Source organism: Shewanella septentrionalis, from assembly GCF_025370265.1.
GTDB classification, from domain to species: domain Bacteria; phylum Pseudomonadota; class Gammaproteobacteria; order Enterobacterales; family Shewanellaceae; genus Shewanella; species Shewanella hafniensis.
Genome location: NZ_JAMTCC010000003.1, coordinates 37,916 through 54,904, shown reverse-complemented (window position 1 = coordinate 54,904; position 16,989 = coordinate 37,916). Strand labels below are relative to the sequence as shown.

Annotated in this window: 5 protein-coding genes (1 of these 5 running past the window's edge); all 5 read left to right on the top strand. The window is 45.2% G+C overall.

All coding sequences use genetic code 11. The features are described from left to right. The first annotated feature begins 210 nt into the window (after window positions 1–210). Window positions 211–1,749 (top strand): class I SAM-dependent DNA methyltransferase, encoded by a 1,539-nt coding sequence (locus NE536_RS02210; RefSeq protein ID WP_261271662.1) that lies wholly within the window; start codon window positions 211–213, stop codon window positions 1,747–1,749. 94 nt (window positions 1,750–1,843) lie between these two features. Further along, window positions 1,844–2,740 (top strand): hypothetical protein, encoded by an 897-nt coding sequence (locus NE536_RS02205; RefSeq protein ID WP_261271661.1) that lies wholly within the window; start codon window positions 1,844–1,846, stop codon window positions 2,738–2,740. 189 nt (window positions 2,741–2,929) lie between these two features. Continuing rightward, on the top strand, window positions 2,930–3,538 hold the full coding sequence (gene darT / locus NE536_RS02200) for a type II toxin-antitoxin system toxin DNA ADP-ribosyl transferase DarT (protein WP_261271660.1): 609 nt from the start codon (window positions 2,930–2,932) through the stop codon (window positions 3,536–3,538). Between the two features lie 8 nt (window positions 3,539–3,546). Then, complete coding sequence (darG, locus tag NE536_RS02195; RefSeq protein WP_261271659.1) at window positions 3,547–4,608, top strand: type II toxin-antitoxin system antitoxin DNA ADP-ribosyl glycohydrolase DarG; 1,062 nt, start codon at window positions 3,547–3,549, stop codon at window positions 4,606–4,608. Between the two features lie 468 nt (window positions 4,609–5,076). Next, window positions 5,077–16,989, top strand: the 5' end (the start) of a protein-coding gene (locus NE536_RS02190) for an Ig-like domain-containing protein (RefSeq protein ID WP_261271658.1). Its footprint extends 25,209 nt past the window's final position; the window shows 11,913 of its 37,122 coding nt (coding positions 1–11,913); its start codon is at window positions 5,077–5,079; its stop codon lies off the right edge, out of view.

The following is a 16,989-nucleotide window of genomic DNA, read 5'->3' as shown; positions in this document are numbered from 1 at the left end:
AGTTCAACGTCGTTTACATACTGCCGCAGAATGAGCAACTGTCTGAGCAACGAAATTTGTATTTACTGAGTATAACATTCAGTCTGTTCTGTGTTCATGCAGCCGAACAGCGAAAAGAGACAACCAATTCTGCCAAAAATCGGTATAATCTTGCCCCTTTAGACAGCAGTAATCCCTAGTGCTGTCCGTTAGTCGCTTTGGATAGTAGAAATGAATGCTCCCGCATTAGTACAAAAAGTTTGGAATTATTGTCATACCTTACGTGATGATGGTGTTGGCTATGGTGATTACTTAGAGCAGTTAACTTTTTTACTGTTTCTCAAGATGGCACATGAATACTCACAGCCGCCTTATTCACGCGATACCAAAGTACCGAGTAACTATAACTGGGATTCATTAACAGGCCTGACCGGAGAAGCGCTGGAAGATCAATACCGTAGAGTATTAAAAAAACTTGCAGATGCCCCAGGCATGCTGGGCGCTATTTTTTATAAGTCTGAAAACAAAATCCCCGACCCAGCTAAGTTGTCGCGCATTGTTAAAATGATTGATGAAGAGAGCTGGATCAGCCTGGATGCAGATGCCAAAGGCGATTTATACGAGGGCTTGCTGCAAAAGAACGCCGAAGATACCAAAAGTGGCGCAGGCCAGTACTTTACTCCACGTCCATTAATTGATGCCATGCTTGCGTGTGTGCGCCCTGAGCCTAAGAAAACGATTTTAGATCCTGCCTGTGGTACGGGCGGCTTCTTTTTGAGTGCCAGTGATTGGATCACTTATGGTGATAGTCAGTGGATTGAAAAAGGTATGAGCCACTGGAACCCTGCTAAAGATAACGCCAGCACGATTGCTAAATCCAAGCTCAATAAAGACCAAGTGAAGTTTTTACGTGATGAAACCTTCTTTGGTAATGAGATTGTGCCTTCAACTCGCCGCATGTGTTTAATGAATTTGTTTTTACACAACATCGGTAGCATTGATGGTGAGCCGAAAGTGGAACGCGCGGATGCCTTATTGATGGCAATCAAAGGCGAAGATAAGGTTGATTACGTTTTAGCCAACCCACCATTTGGTAAAAAAAGCAGTATGACAATTACCAATGCTGAAGGTGGTGAAGACAAAGAAGCCTTAACCTATGAGCGCCAAGACTTTTGGGCGACCACGACCAACAAACAGCTTAATTTTTTACAGCATATTGTCTCGAGTCTCAAAGATACTGGTAAAGCCGCCGTTGTATTACCTGATAACGTTTTGTTTGAAGGTGGCGCAGGTGAACGTATTCGCCGTAAATGGCTAAATAACTGTGATGTTCACACTATTTTACGTCTACCTACAGGGATCTTTTATGCCAATGGTGTGAAAGCGAACGTAGTGTTCTTTGATAACGCTCCACGTGATGAAAAAGTGCACACTAAAGGTATTTGGTTTTATGATTTAAGAACTAATATGCATTTCACGCTTAAACAACGCCCGATGGTGTTGAGCGATCTTAAGGATTTTATTCAGTGCTACAATCCTGACAATCGCTTTGAACGCAAAGAAACCGAGCGATTCAAATATTACAGTTATGATCAGTTAATAAATCGAGATAAAGCCAGTCTTGATGTGTTTTGGCTTAAAGATGACAGCTTGGATAATCTCGACAATCTGCCAGCACCAGCAATATTGCAACAAGAGATAATTGATCATTTAGAAGCTGCGTTAGCAGCGTTCAAAGATGTTGCAGCTGGATTAAGTGACAAAAAGTAAGGCTTTTTACGGCCTTGTAACATATCAGTAGTTTCTTAGCCTTCGCATATGCGAAGGCTTTTTGTACTAAATCTTTCTAAATCAGGGAGTGATGATGGCGATAGGGATCGGTGAATTATTAAGCGGTTTCCAATTTGCTGAAAAGATTGCTCATTACGTCAAAAAGTTTTTAAAGCAACCTGAACCAGAGACACCCGCCAGCCGTTTCCTCGCCTTGTTTGATGCCCATGGCGTAAAGCCAAGTCAAATTCCTGATTTTTTTGGGCACGGCCTAAGTATTGCCGATTGTCACTCTGCAGAATCACTTACTAAGGTGTTAACTTCTGATCTGATGGAAAAAGCGGCGCAGTTTTTTGGTATCAATAGAGATTGGTTGGATTGCGCTAGTGATGTGGTTTACGAACCGCATTCCTTTTATAAAAATCCTCAAGGATTTGATGTCTACCTAAAAAGTCTTGCACTTGAATCGCATCTACCTTTGCGGGCAACCTTGTACATGCCCACCAGCAATAACTTATTTTATCCTGATGACTCTGGGGTGTTGGTGATATCTGTTCCTGTGGGAGAGGTTAATCAACGAACTATATATCGTTTTGAATTGGTCCATTACAGTTGCGTTTGTTATTGGCATTGTAGAGGTTATTTGGCCGCAAATTTGGCATCCATGCTGAGAAATTATGCGATCGTTTATGGATCTTACGTAGCAGCAAAAGTGCTTGAACCAGTTGCACAAGGGCAAAGATTGCCAGTTTACGATTATGGGTCACAAGACGCTTTCCGACTGAAGGTAAGAGGTCGTGTTTCAATTGAAGAGTTAATTTCCAACCCTGAGAAATATTTGGAGGGTGTCGATCCTGAAACTGACAAATTTGGGCACCGTGAAGCCATAGATCTGTGGTTGAGCATGGCAGACCAAATGCGTACCCGAAGTCACACGGAGCATTCTCGTATAGTGTTGAAATTCGAAGAGGCACTTAAGTCTTTAACATAGAGGATTAAAGGCTAGAAGTCTCGCCTCTCGAATCACAAACATGACACATTCACCAATTTAGGTTGTCGAATAGCTTCTGAGGATGTTGTACTTAATTAGGTCTTGGGCTAATGAGCAAATCCAAGTAAGCTGACTTATAAATAAGGCAAGAGTGCTTTTTTACGCCAATGAATTGATTTGCAGGTAAAAATGACAGTCAAAGTATCTCATATCACTCACATTGATAATCTGATCAGTATTCTCACCCAAGGATGCTTGTGGTCCGATCATAAGCGCATTGAACTTGGTTTAGTTAACCAGAATATTGGCTATAGCCACATTAAACAGCGTCGTTTAGTTCGCCCTGTGAACGTGGCGACTGGTGGGACTATTGGGCAATATGTGCCGTTTAATTTTTGCCCTCGCTCCGTGATGCTATTTGTGATCCATAAAGGCCATGATGACTATCAAGGTGGACAAGAACGTGTATTACATTTGATCAGTGATATCGACACCATTCGATTGACTAACGATAATTGCTTTTTTACCGATATACATGCAGATTTGGATTATGCCGAACAAATAGATGATTTCACTCGTATTAATGAATTGGACTTAGAGCGGATCATTAATGAACGCTATTGGTCAGACTTTAAAGAGGAGAAGCAGGCCGAATTTTTGGCATTCGAATCTGTGGCATGGCACACTATCCGACAAATCGGGGTAAAAACCCAAGCGGTAGCAGAAGAAGTGAGCGTATTACTACAAGCTGTACAGCATAAGCCTGAGGTTATTGTACGGCCAAAGTGGTATTGCTAGAGGTTAAAATGATTACTTATCACAAAGGCAATATATTGCATGATCAAGCTGATGCAATCATCAATACTGTTAACACAGTAGGGGTGATGGGTAAGGGCTTGGCGTTGCAATTTAAAAAAGCCTTTCCTGACAACTTCAAAGTATACAAAAAAGCCTGTGACGATAAGTCTTTGGTGACAGGTACTGTGCTTCCCGTTTCACTTGATTCAATAAATTCACCTTTTTATATCATCAATTTCCCTACTAAAGCGCACTGGAAGGGCCAATCTAAGCTCGAATACATAGAGTCAGGTTTGGAGAGCCTTAAAGCTGAAGTTCGCCGTCTTGGCCTAAAATCAGTGGCTATTCCGGCCCTAGGCAGTGGATTGGGTGGTTTGCCCTGGCATGAGGTTGAGCAAGTAATACAGACTTCACTCGCTGAGTTGCCTGATGTTGATTGGCGCATTTATCCACCACAAACAGCACCTAGTGCTGAGCTTATGCCCAATCAAACTCGACGCCCACGTATGACTATTGGTAGAGCAGCTGTTCTAGGTTTGATCGACCGCTATGTATCTACCGGTTTTGGCTACAGATTGTCATTGCTTGAAGTGCAAAAGTTAGTTTACTTTTTGACTGTGGTGGGCGAGCCATTAAATAAAGTTGTTTTTAAAAAGCATCATTATGGGCCTTACGCTGATGTACTCCGTCACGTACTCGATAAGATGGAAGGTCACTTTATTTCGGGTTATGCCGATGGTTTGAATAAGCCAGAAACACCTATTGATCTCAAAGATGATGCCGCCAAAGAGGCTTTAGGTTTCTTAGCGCAACACCCTGACACTAAGCAACGTTTTGATAAAGTCGCTAAGCTAATTGAAGGGTATGAGTCTCAGAACGGCATGGAACTACTGTCAACGGTTCATTGGGTTGTGACACAAGAGTCAAATCCTGCACTGTCTGCTGAAGAGTTGGTTCAGCGGGTTCACAGCTGGAATGCGAGAAAGGCTACAATGAAACCCGCTCATATTCTTGCAGCTTGGGAACGCTTAAGTGAACAAGGCTGGTTGCAGTTAAAAGCAGAAGTCTAACGATTTTTCGTTGACGTTACCTAATAAGCCTCTTTGTTAAGGCTTTTTTATGCATTTTACATATATTGATGAAAAGTTTTTTTTGAGAGCAGCGATACTGGACAGGTCTGATTTAAACAAGGATGGTAAACATGAAATTAGGTGTACCTTTCGGGCAGGATAAAACCCCTGGTGAGTGGAAATATGTTGCAGAGGTTGAGTAAGGCCTTACCTACGATTGTATTTGCCCTTATTGGATTTGGCTAAAGTTAATCATTAACTACGGCTGAGTACTTATGCGGTACAGGCGGTTGTTTTACAAACGAGATATATCAAACCTAAATATTTATTCTATTTTAGTGAAATGATACAGAATTATTAACGTTACTGTTTGACAATTAACAATTCATTTAATAGCATCCGCTGCAGTATTTAAACATATTTACAAAATAGCATCCTTTATCTAAGGAATAGTAGTATCAGGGAGCAATGGATTTGCTAAGAGTACTTTATTCTGTAATGGTATATTTCACTATTACAGCGCTCTGCTACGCAACTGAGTCCTATGACTTCAGAGCAATTTCTAAACTAGGGGCATCAAACACCCAGAGTTATGCTTTTTATTATTCAGACTGTACTAAAGTTGAGCGTGCTGAACGCCAAGGACAGTCTTCTGCAGTGCTATTGCCAATTACCTTCAATGATGATCATAGTTGCCTAATTTCTTTAACTTTGGAAAATGAACAACGCTTTAACCCTTCTTTATCGCTTATTTTTCAAAATGGGAGCCAGCAACAATTTTCTGAAACTTTTGTTCAGGAACAACTGCAGCCACATATTTCAATTGATACAGTTAGTCTTTCTGAGTCTGATGGCCATCGCTATATTTCAGTTGAGTTTTCCGCTTCAGATGACACAGATATCAGCTATGTAGCCGCAGATGTGTTGGTCTTTAGAGCGTCAGCACTTAGAAGCGTGGGTGGGGTTGTTGATGAGGTTCGTAAATCTCCTTTGGCCTCTACAGGCGGCTATATTCGCGATTTCCCAACGACGGACTCTCAAGATGTATTTAACTTCAATTTGAAACTTGATTCCGGAGTCACCAGCGCAGATTTATCAAGAGATACACTTTTGTTGGTGAATGCTATCGCTGTAGATGCTTCGGGAAATCAGAAAACAGTATCCAGTATTGAAACTTTACAAGGCTCTATTGAAGAGAAGGCTATTTCTTGGTCTGTAATACCAGAGAAAATTGTCCTGACTAGCCCCTTTGATACAGTAGCACTTTTACCTGTCGTTCAGTTTGAGTTTCGAGGGGAGACGTTAATGGCTGGTGCTGGTACCGGGGTAAGGTATCGAACAGCATCGCCTGATGCAGTCCATGTCAGCAGCGGTGGTGTCATTTATACCGAGCCAGCTGCCAATGGGCAAAACACAGAGGTTATTGCTTCTTACGCTGGTTTGAATGACATCTCGATACCAGTGGAGATTAATTTCAATAAGCATTTAAGCCACCTCCAATTTAAAGGCGTCTCAGATAACAGCTTACAGCTAGGTTCCCTTAATCAGTTTTATCCTTTGCCTCCGATCCAAGCCGTTTTCGAAGACGGTACAGTGATCGATATTTCTGAACAATTTGAAATTGACTTGTCTTTAGAGCCTTCTTCAGAAGGCATTTTTGCGCTTAAGAATAACGAAATTATTGCCAGACAGGCCACCCTAGCGGATAGAAGTTTCTTGCTAAAGGCTAATTTAGCGACAGCTCCTGAGGTGAAGGGGGAGCTTCGAATTTCAGCCAAGGATGCCAATCCAACTGCAAAATTAATTTCACCTAGCTCGGTAAGTGTTGGAGAGCAAGTCACAATTAGTGCGCAGGTATCAGATGATGTGGGTGTTAGCAAAGTGGTATTCTTGTTGGATGGAAAGAAAATAAGCGAAGTAACCCAATCGCCTTTTGAGATGAGCATGCCAGTGCCTGAGAGCTATTATGGACAAGCGCTCAAAGTAGGTGCTTATTCCATCGATACTGCAGGCCAAGTCTCGAACATCGACAATCGTGAGATTAGAATTGAAAAACCTGTTGAAGTTGATTTAACTGGTTTGATCGTAGAAATGCCTGTCAATGGCCAGAAGTTGATTGCATCTTCTCCCTTCAAGGTGAAAGTTGTCCGAGAAATTGGCCATATTGCCGTCGCCCACGAAATACGACTGCCAAGCATATCTAAAATTGAATATTTGCTTGATGGACATTTGCAGGAGGTCATTAGACGGCCTGTGGTGGAAAAGCGTCCTAAGCTCACAGCAACCGGGCGTTTTGAGGAATATCTTTATGAGATTTGGGAGGCGACCTTAACCACACCTGATACTTCATTAACGGAAGACAGTATTGCGCTTGGATTCAGAGTTTATCGAAATGAGAGGTTTAAAGACCTGCCAAGTATTGGCTTGCGTGTCGTGAAAAACAAGGCCCCGCTCATTTCTTTTATGGCTCCCACGACGGGGACTCAGGTTGTAGCAGGCCAAGAACTGCAACTGCTGGCTACGGTCGCTGATGATACTTTATACAAGGGTACTACTGTCAAAGTTACTCTTGATGACATCGAAGTGGCAACCAAGCATATATTTGATAAAGATAAACAATATAACAATGAATTAGTTAGCTCGCCTTATCCTTTGCAAATTCCAATTAATGTGCCTGAATCCGAATTAGGGCGCACAAAACGGCTGATCATTCACGCCAAAGATTTTCACGGGGCAGAAGTATTTAGTGAGCCAGTCGAAGTTATTGTTGTTCGGGATCAGCCTCCAACAGTTGCCATTTCTTCTCCTATAGAGGGTAGCAATTTAACGGCTGGAGTTCCTGTTGAGCTGCTGGCGTCTGCTACGGATGATACCGGTTTACAGTCGGTTAGTTTTTATGTGAACGATATCAAAATTGGCACAGACAACACCCCACCGTACAGTGCCTTATATACGCCTCCAGAGTCTGTTCCAGAGCCTCAAGCGTTAACTATTTATGCAGTAGCGTCAGACATCGGCGAACAGCAATCCAAATCCCAACAAGTTAGGGTCACCCTGTCAAAGGACTCCCAAGCTCCAGTTGTTCAGTTCGTATCGCCAACAGTAACTGCTTCCGCCGCAGGGCAGGCAATAGCGGAGCTGGTTTCGGGTACTGACACCATGGTTAAATTGACGGGTTACGATAATGTTGGAGTAGATTCTGCAGTCATTCATGGAGTATCAAAAGTCGCTGGTCGCTATTTTGTAACGGGTAACTCCAACGATACAGTTAGCTCTGATGATGTCAGGCTACAGCAAGTTCCTGGGACGGGTAATGCGTTTTCTTTGGCTTTTTTGGCTAGCTTACCTGCATATGCAGGACAGAATGCCAATAACCAGTATCAACTGACGGCTAATATTAAGGATAAAGCTGGGAATACGACATCTGCTCAGATAATGCTCGCTATTGTGCAAGACTTGGTACCGACACTTAAAATTGATGAAATCCGCGCAGAAGTACACGTTTTAGATACTCTTACACTTAACGTCTATGCAGAAGATGATGTGGCGGTAAAAGAGATTCGAGTGAACTTGTCTACGGCGAACGGTCGCTCAATCCAGAAAAAAATAAATTCTGATAATGGATTGAACGTTGCAAAGCGAACCAGTTTTCAATTTGAGTTGCCTTTGTCTGAGCTTTCCTTAACCAATGAAACTCAGGATCTTTCTTTTACTATCTTGGCGGTCGATTCGCAGGGGCAGCAATCAGATGTGTTGGCTCGGGTGCTAAAAGTTAAAGCCGACAAAGACAAACCTATTATTGAGATACTCCAGCCTGTAACGTCAAGTATTCTGCTAGAGGGAATTGAGTTCCCTATTTCGGTTGCTGTTGCGGATTCGTCAGCACTCGGTTCTGTAGAGCTTCGGGTTAATGGCGATAAAGTCTACTCTGCTACCAAGCCTTTAGCCAATAAGTTGACCCATAGCGTTAAGTATAAGGTCAACAAGGTTGATAAACTGCAGATTGTATTGGTTGCTGAGGACGTTTTTGGCAATAAGGCTGAGCAACGTGCTGAGTTCACAGTGGGAGCAAATCAGCCTCCTCGAGTAGATATCGTTGAGCCTGCTGCTGGTACCAAAAAATATGAAGGTGAGAGGTTTACAGCATCTGCAGTAGTCACAGACGCTGACGCTATTCAGGTTGTGCGATTTAAGATTGTGGACAATCACATGGTGAAGTCAGAACGCGTGCTTGAAGGTCTGGAGAACGGGCAGCTTTACTCTCTTGCCATGGTGATGCCTAACATCAGTTCAGGCAGTGAGCTTTTGCTGCAGGTTGAAGCTATAGATATCCATGGAGGGGTGGGCACAACAATCATTCCTTTAGGCGTATTGGACGATTCAACCCCACCATTATTGACGGTTTCAGCGCCTGAAAATGGTTTGGCCGTACTTCCCGGTGAAGGCATCGACGTTAAGGCTGTAGTCACCGACGATTTGTTTATCGCAGGGCTTAAAGCATTTGTGTTAGATAAAGATGGTAATAGGTTGGATCTGGATTGGCAGTCGTTAGCCAAACGTGAGTCATTTGAAAAAATACGCGTACCTAATCCAGATTCCATAGGTACTACAGTCGTCAAAGAGTTTGTTAAAGCTGAGTTTGAAGGTTCGCTGCAACTTCCGGAGTCTATTTGGGGCAAAGAGAATCAGCATTACCAACTGGTCCTGTTAGCGACAGATAATGGGGTCAATGAAACTCAGAGCCTGCCATTGTCATTCACAGCCTTGGCAGATAAGGTAAAACCTGTTGTTAACTTTAACTCTCCAAAAGAGGAAGTCGTTGAGAATCAAAAGCTTTCCATTTCTCTCGAGATTCGAGACAACGTTGCCGTTAAAGGCTATAAAGTCTATTTAACTGGACAAGAATCAGAACCGCTCGCTAGTGCTGACAACTTAAGAGAGTCCAGAGTATTGCTCAATTCGTCTGCTGCTGCGGCCCTTGAGTTTGACATATTGGCGGCAGAACATTACACAGATTCATTTGGTATTTGGGTTGAGGCATGGGATCACAACGCAAACAGCGTGAGGATGTTCAGACCTTTAAAAGTCCTAAAAGATGCTCCAGCTACGAACCATCTGCAACAGCTAAGTCCCATTGTCCCCATAAAAGGGGGCGTGTTTTATTTTGAAACCCTTATAGAAGATGATTATGCAAGTGCGGACGAGCCTGTGTTTTCCGGTGAGTTTGTTACCACGTTTGATGAACAACGAAACTTTAGTTTGGTTCGGAAAAAAGACAACGAACAGCCTATGGTTGAATTTGATTATCCGGAGGCAAGCGCACCATGGCTATTAACGTTCGATGAGCGAGATGTACTTTCCATTGTTGATGGTAAGGTGCAAATAGCCAAAACGCGTATTACTTTGAACTCCAAAATGAAAGTTACTGGAGAGCAAGCGGTCAGGTTTAACGTAAAGTACTTGTCTTCAAGTCAATGTCCTGAAATTTGGCAATCTAAACTCATTGAATCAAATACAATTAATCTGAGTGATGTGGTTCCTTCGGATGCCGCTTACGCATTGATTTATCCTGAATTGCTAACAGGTGAGCCGCATCCGTTCATCGAAGAAATCAGACTGGATATGGCAAACCAAAGTCGGTTGAACTCGGTCGCCTTTGATGGGCAATTGTACCCGCTTGCTCCGGTCAGTCTTCGTGTATCGGTCACTTTACGAGATGACTCAAGCCCCGCGGGGCGTTCGTGGCTGCAGTTGAATGATTATCAGCAGAGTTCGGGCACGGGCAGCGTAAGTTATCGCTCCAACACCTTGGGGATATTGCCAGCATTTAAAGAGCAGCTCGAGTTGAGTGTTTATGCCTTTGCTGCCGACAGACGTCTGAAGGCCGAACAAAAAATTGCAATATTGCCGAGTAAGCGACTGGTGTTGTCAGCGGACACCGAAGAGCCTGAAGTTACCCTGACTTCGCCAACAGATGTTGCTCAAGTGGCGCCGGGACAGGTTCTGCAAGTATTGGCTCCGGTGGCAGACAATTCTCTTACCTATCGGCAGATGTCAATCTATCTCAATGACAGGAAAGTCTCTGATCATGGTGGTGAGTTGTTCCAACCTGCTAAATCACTTCTTGTGGCGTTGCCGAACGATTTACCTGTAGGGCAGGAGATGTATCTTCGTGCTCAGATAGAGGATAACTCTGGGTTGATCTCGCAGATCACCAAGGTGTTGCCCATCGTCAATAATGACGCTCCTAAATTATCCATTGATTCGTTTGTTTCTCACCGAACCATCGAGGACCCCGCCAGACTCGCATATGGTGAGTTTTGGTTAAGACGAGGGGATGAGTTCCGTTTTAATTACACTTTTACCGATGACACCGGCCTTGCAGGTGCACAGCTGTTCAAGCTCAATGCTGATGGCAGTCGCAGCTCGGTATGGGCACAGGACTATAGTGTGGCCTGTGGCACCATGCCCGTACTCTTTAAGAAGCAGCAGGTTGGTTATCGCCCTCAAGGTGGAGGGACTGAAGAGTTCGAGTTAGTACTGACCGATAATCTTGGGAATACGGCGAGCCATCAATTCTTTATCCACCCATTGGCAAATGTGTCGCCGGAAGTGCGTGTTGTATCGCCTACAGAAGGGCAGTCCATTGTCGCCGGCTCTTTTAACCTAAACGGTCGGCTGGTTCTTGCTGATGACAGGTCACTGACTTTCAATAATCTGAAAGTGTTGGTTGATGGGGTCGAAGTCGGTGTTTTCAACGCATCTCCCACAACGTTGGCGGCAACTGAACTGGATAAATTAGACGAAATATACGACCAGTATGAACGTATTTATGGCAGAGAAACTGCTGAGGCCTTTGCCAGGGCAAACAGTCCTTATGTAAAAGCTTATGAGTTTGCGCTGAAGCTGCCAGCTGACTTTATCAAAGAAGGTAAATCCATTAGCGTTGAGGCTCAGTATCGGGATGATGAAGGATTAGTTGCTTCTGATGTTGTCCTGATGCAAACCATAGGAGACAAGATTAAGCCTGCACTGGCGCTACTGAGTCCCAGCGAGTCACTCTTTGTCACCGAAGCTAGCACTGTTGACTTGCAATTCCGTGCTTTTGATAATGTTAAAGTCGCTGGAATAAAGGTGTTCAGTGGTTTTGGCATGCAGACTACAAATGGGTACAGCAAACTTGACTATGGTCTTGCTGTTGCACATGTTGACTCTATTCCAACTGAAGACTTTGTTACCGCAACCACCAATAACATAGACACCCCGGTTTACACCCGGGCAATTGCAATTCCAACCATGGCATCCCTGTTGGAGCGTTTTAATCTTGCAGCGTTAGAGCCCAATACTAAGTTTGATGCCTGGGTGAAGCTGGTTGCTTATGATCATGCTGGCAATGACTATACCCTTGAACGCTCATATGCCATTAGAGTTGACGAACGTCCTGTTATTGACATTGTAAGGCCCGCCATCAATGACCTGCTCGTAGAAGGAGGCAGAATCTCAGTACTTATACACGCTTATGATGATGTGGGTATTGATAATGTTTTACTGAGGGTTCTAAGCCAAGGTAAGGAGATCTTTCAACAACGCAGACGTACCGGCCCTTATAGCTTCAGTTTCGATCTTCCCAGCAGTGTTGTGGCCGGTTCGGATGTGGTTTTCATCGCCGAAGCCCTGGATAGCTACGGTGCGACTTATTCCGATCCAGATAGACACCTTGCCTCTGAAACGCTGACTCTAAGAGTCAAGTCTGACGAACCTCCAGTGGTTGCCATTGGTCATCCTGCTCGTGACAGCCAAGTGCTTGAGGGACAACATCTTTTGGTTCAGGTGAACGCTACTGATGATATTGGCATTGAAAATATCAGTTTAACTGTCAAAGGTTTGGTTAGTGGAAATCTGAATTTAATCGATGCCAGTTACCCCTTTGAGTTTTTCATTAAAGTCCCTTATGGTCAGAAAGGGCAGAATATTGAATTAACTGCCGCAGCGACTGAGTCGAGATATTCAGGTGATGGTAAAACGGTTCTTTCTGCTCCTGTGACCGTACGCGTTAATGAAGATACAACGGTACCAGTTCTAAGTGTGAATTCTCCAATAGCTGGGGCGTATTACTCCGAAAAGGGTATCCTGAGTTACTCCATAGATGCGACTGATAATGTGGAGATAAGCAGCCTTAAACTGACTTTGTTTGCGGACAAGGATTCGTCCGGACATTTGGATGCAAATGAAGCTGTTGCTCAGCAGTATCTGTTAACACCTCCATATTCAGGCTCGTTGCAGTTAAGAGCGCTCGCGGATTATCAAGGGCAAGCTACTAAACAGGCCCAAATGGCCATGCAGATGCACGTGATTGCGATTGACGGTGCAGGAAATCAGGCCGAAACCAGTGTCCCAGTCACGTTGCGCAAGAATTCAGCCCCCGTCGTTGAAAGCATTGGTGTACTTGACAATCGTGGCGAGAGACTGTCGGGTAATGAAATTACTCTGGGCCGTGAAATTGTTGTCGATGTTCAGGCATCCGATCTCGAAAAAGGCATTGATAGCATCAAGTTATTCAGGGCTGTTAATCCTCAGTCCGATAACGATTATTTAGAGGTTGGTGTCGATGGCGTTGCGCCATTTAGCTTCAATCAAGATACCAGAGGTCTCAAGGTTGGCGACCACTTAGCATACAGAGCTATTGCAACTGATGTTGACGGCTTTACCTCCGAACTTTCAACAGCAGTCATCTATAAGATTACGGCTGATAAGGCGCCTCTTGCCAGCATAATCAAACCTTTTGGAAGTGAGAGCGCAATCGTTTCGGGTGAACCGCTTGAGATTATTGCAGAAGTGACGGATGACCTTGGGCCTGAGGGGATCGCTCGGGTCGTTTTCCTGATCAACGATCAAATCGTAGCAACGGTTACTGCTCCTTATGATGAAGATGGTGCATCAGGAATCAACAATTGGTTCCGGACAAGTGTGCTGCCTCCTAAAGATGCCACAGGCTTGGTTCTTCAGGTAGTTGCTTACGACAAACTCAATCAGCTTGGCGTATCGGATCTTGTCAGAGTTGGTGTGGTAGCCGATACCCTTGCACCTGAAATCCGTGGAGCGACTCCGGAGAATGGCGACATTCTCGAAGGTGGCAAGACGGTTATGGGTACCGTGTTGCTCAGAGACATAGGCTCACCAAAACAACGTAAGGTATTCCAGACTTGGAACAGAGAGTTTTTGAATGACCAGGGTGAGTGGCAGCTACTCAGCGTGCAAGAACGGGAGTTATTACACAACGATGCGGCTGCTTTGGCAGTGGGGCTCAGACCGGGCGACTCAAAGCAACACACCTATCTGTATTGGACACAATTCAGCAGCGGCGAGATCCTGCAAAGCCAGAACAACCGTAAAGAAAGGGTGAGGATTGAGAGCCGGGTGGTCACTTCTGCTCACACTGCTGATTCAACCACTACCCATGTAGTGTCAATCCCCGTGGGCGAACAGAAATTCTGGTTGCCAGCAGACAGGGAGAGAAACAGTGACGCAGTGTCATTAAGTCAGCAGGTCTACTACGGCCAATTAGCTCAATACAGTGCTGACAATAAACTGCAGAGCTTGGCCGCATCTTGGTCTACCCAGCCTTATCAAGCGTTACAGGGCAACCTGCCCGGTTCGTTCCCTGAGTCGCTCTCGGATCCTAAGCAAGAAGAACTTCAGGCTCATACTGGTCTGTTCCTTGCTGATTTCTTCGATGTGCAGCAACCAACGGAAGATGGCAAACGTTGGCTCTATTCCAGTTTGATGAATGGGGCTGCCGAAATATTCCGCGGCACTATTACCGACCTTCACGCATCTGACAATCTGGTCATTGCCGCTAAAGCGGGTGAAAACTGTACTAGCTGCTCCGAGGTTAGTCCGTTTGTAAGCTTGCTGAAATCGGAAATCGAACAATTCCCTGAGACAGGTAAGGTCTACAACAATACTGCGCCAGAGATTCTTATTTTCAACAAACGCAATGAAGATGAACAATTTGGTATTCCTTATCTGCTGGCTGGTTCGATTGAGATGCCATACAACCAGATGCATGGAATTAAACAAGTGGGAGACCTGATATTTGCAGCCAACGGTGCTGGTGGAGTTCAGGTTATCGATATTCATGATCTGAGTGCGCCTTATCATATTGGTGTGATTAAGCCCAGCGGTGAAGTTAGAGATGTCGCTGTTCTAGGGCAATATGCCTTTATCGCGGCATCCTACGAAGGTGTCGCTGTCGCTGATATTTCCCGGCCGGATATGCCGATCATTGCCACCTTGGATACGGCAGGCATTGCCAATCAACTGGAGCTGGTCGGTAATACCTTGTATGTGACTGATATGGGGCTTTGGCAGGGAGCCGGCGCTCTGCATGCGGTTGATGTCACTGACGCGGTAAATCCCAAACTTGAGCGGACCTATCTGTTGCCTTCCCGCAGGGACGACTACGCGAGCGCAGGCGCCTTTGATGTTTCTGTCATTGGTGGCAAGGCATATGTCAGTACTTACTCACTCGATCAGGAAGGTCGTATAAAAGAGGGCCTGGTAGAGGTTATCGAACTGGCAGATGAAGATCGTACCCGCCCGGTTATTTCGCATCGTCCAGTGCTGGAAAATGATTTTCTGGTCACAGATATAGTGCCTGCCATGGGACGAGTACAACTGGCATCGGGGAAAGGTGGGATCCAGGAATTGGACTTCCAGAATCTGACCGTTGTTAGCCATTCACCTTCGCGGGATATGGTTCAGGTCGACACCGCGGCTCCGGATATCCAGATCCATTTCTCTGTGCCTCTGTTGGGTGATGAAAATTGGCAAAGTTACTTTGTTATCCGCCAAGATCATCCACAAATCGGCAAAGATGTCAGTGAACGCTTCGATTGGCGATTCGTAACCGCTGGAGAGGAACCGTCCTCACGTCGCAGCGTGCAGGCATCGTTAAAAGAGGGTTGGCAGCTGCAGGCGAGTACCCAATATTTCGTTATCGTCAAAAACGGACTAAGACCGTTAACCGGATATGCACTATCTGCTGATTACCTTTTTGGATTCAAGACCATAGATAACATTTCCGGACAGCGTCCAGAGCTATTATCACTTCAGCCTTCCTTTGGTGATATCGCAGGTGGTACCCAGATACACATTACAGGTAAGGGATTCAGTAACGGTATCGAATTAACCTTGGGTGGTTTGCCATTAACGGTTGAACAGCTTTCGGTGAGCGACACAGACCCCGAGATCAGCTTAATTACCGCCACCACCCCACCTAATTATGCCGGACCGGCAGCATTAAGTATGACGAATCCCGGTGGTCATACCCTCACTGTACCCGGTGCTTTCGTGTACGTTGATCAATTGCGGCTTTCTCACGCTTCGCCTGCCTTCGTAAACGTACGGCAGCAAGGTGCCAATCAGGTTGTTACACTTACTGGTCATGGTTTTTCTCCATCAGTTAGCCTTAAGGCGGCCCGTGTTGATGGTAAGGGTGAGCCCGTTTATCAATCGGTTAAGACTGGTGAGCTATCGCTGTATAGTGCTGAGCGTCTCGCTTGGCGCGTTCCCGATTTTGGTGAAGCTTACAGAGGATTTATTGACATAGAAGTAACCGATGATAGAGGGCGCAAGGCCTTACTTCCAAGAGCTTTGTTCTATGGTGGTTTGGTCGTGGACAGAACCCTGGAAGTAGCAGTCCCCCTGTCTAAATACGCATTGGAAGTAGCGCCAGATTTCATTGAACCCCTATCTCTGCCCCCCGGTAGCATCGCTGCCGTAGATGTCGATGAAGCTCTCGGACTTTTCTATGTTCTCGGTAGGGGTGTGAATGCCAGAGATGTGTTGGGGTCAAACCAAATCACCGAAAATGACTATGTGAACAAGTACTATGCTCCGGGCTGGCTGTCGATAGTGCACTACGATCGAAAAGCCGTGGCAGACGCTGCTCCCATGCATGGGCTGGGATACTATGACTTACCCCAACAGTTGATCCCGCGCCAAATGACTCTTGCCACCAACCACCTGTATGTGTCAGCAGCGGCGCCTGACTTCCCCTATATTTCGCTTCCTTACGAAGGTGAGTCATGGCTGCTGGTCATGGATAGAGTGATGTCGCTGCCCAGTGAAGAAGATCAGGTTAATCGTGCCATTACTGCGTCTGTTGCCGTGCCACTGACGGAAGCTGCCGAATACCTTTTGGTGAAGGACCAACTGCTTGTCGCGGCTACCAGAAACAAAGTGGTTATTCTCGATATTTCCTCACCTACGACCCCCTTTGTTAGTAAAACCATTACAGGATTTAACGTTTCAGACACGAGATCACCACTCAATATTCAGGCCGTCGAAATTCTTGGAGATGAGTTATTACTGACGACC

Excerpts from the sequence above, each read along its gene's own strand:
- NE536_RS02210 (WP_261271662.1), top strand. The coding sequence starts at position 211 with ATGAATGCTCCCGCATTAGTACAAAAAGTTTGGAATTATTGTCATACC.
- NE536_RS02205 (WP_261271661.1), top strand. The coding sequence starts at position 1,844 with ATGGCGATAGGGATCGGTGAATTATTAAGCGGTTTCCAATTTGCTGAA.
- darT (WP_261271660.1), top strand. The coding sequence starts at position 2,930 with ATGACAGTCAAAGTATCTCATATCACTCACATTGATAATCTGATCAGT.
- darG (WP_261271659.1), top strand. The coding sequence starts at position 3,547 with ATGATTACTTATCACAAAGGCAATATATTGCATGATCAAGCTGATGCA.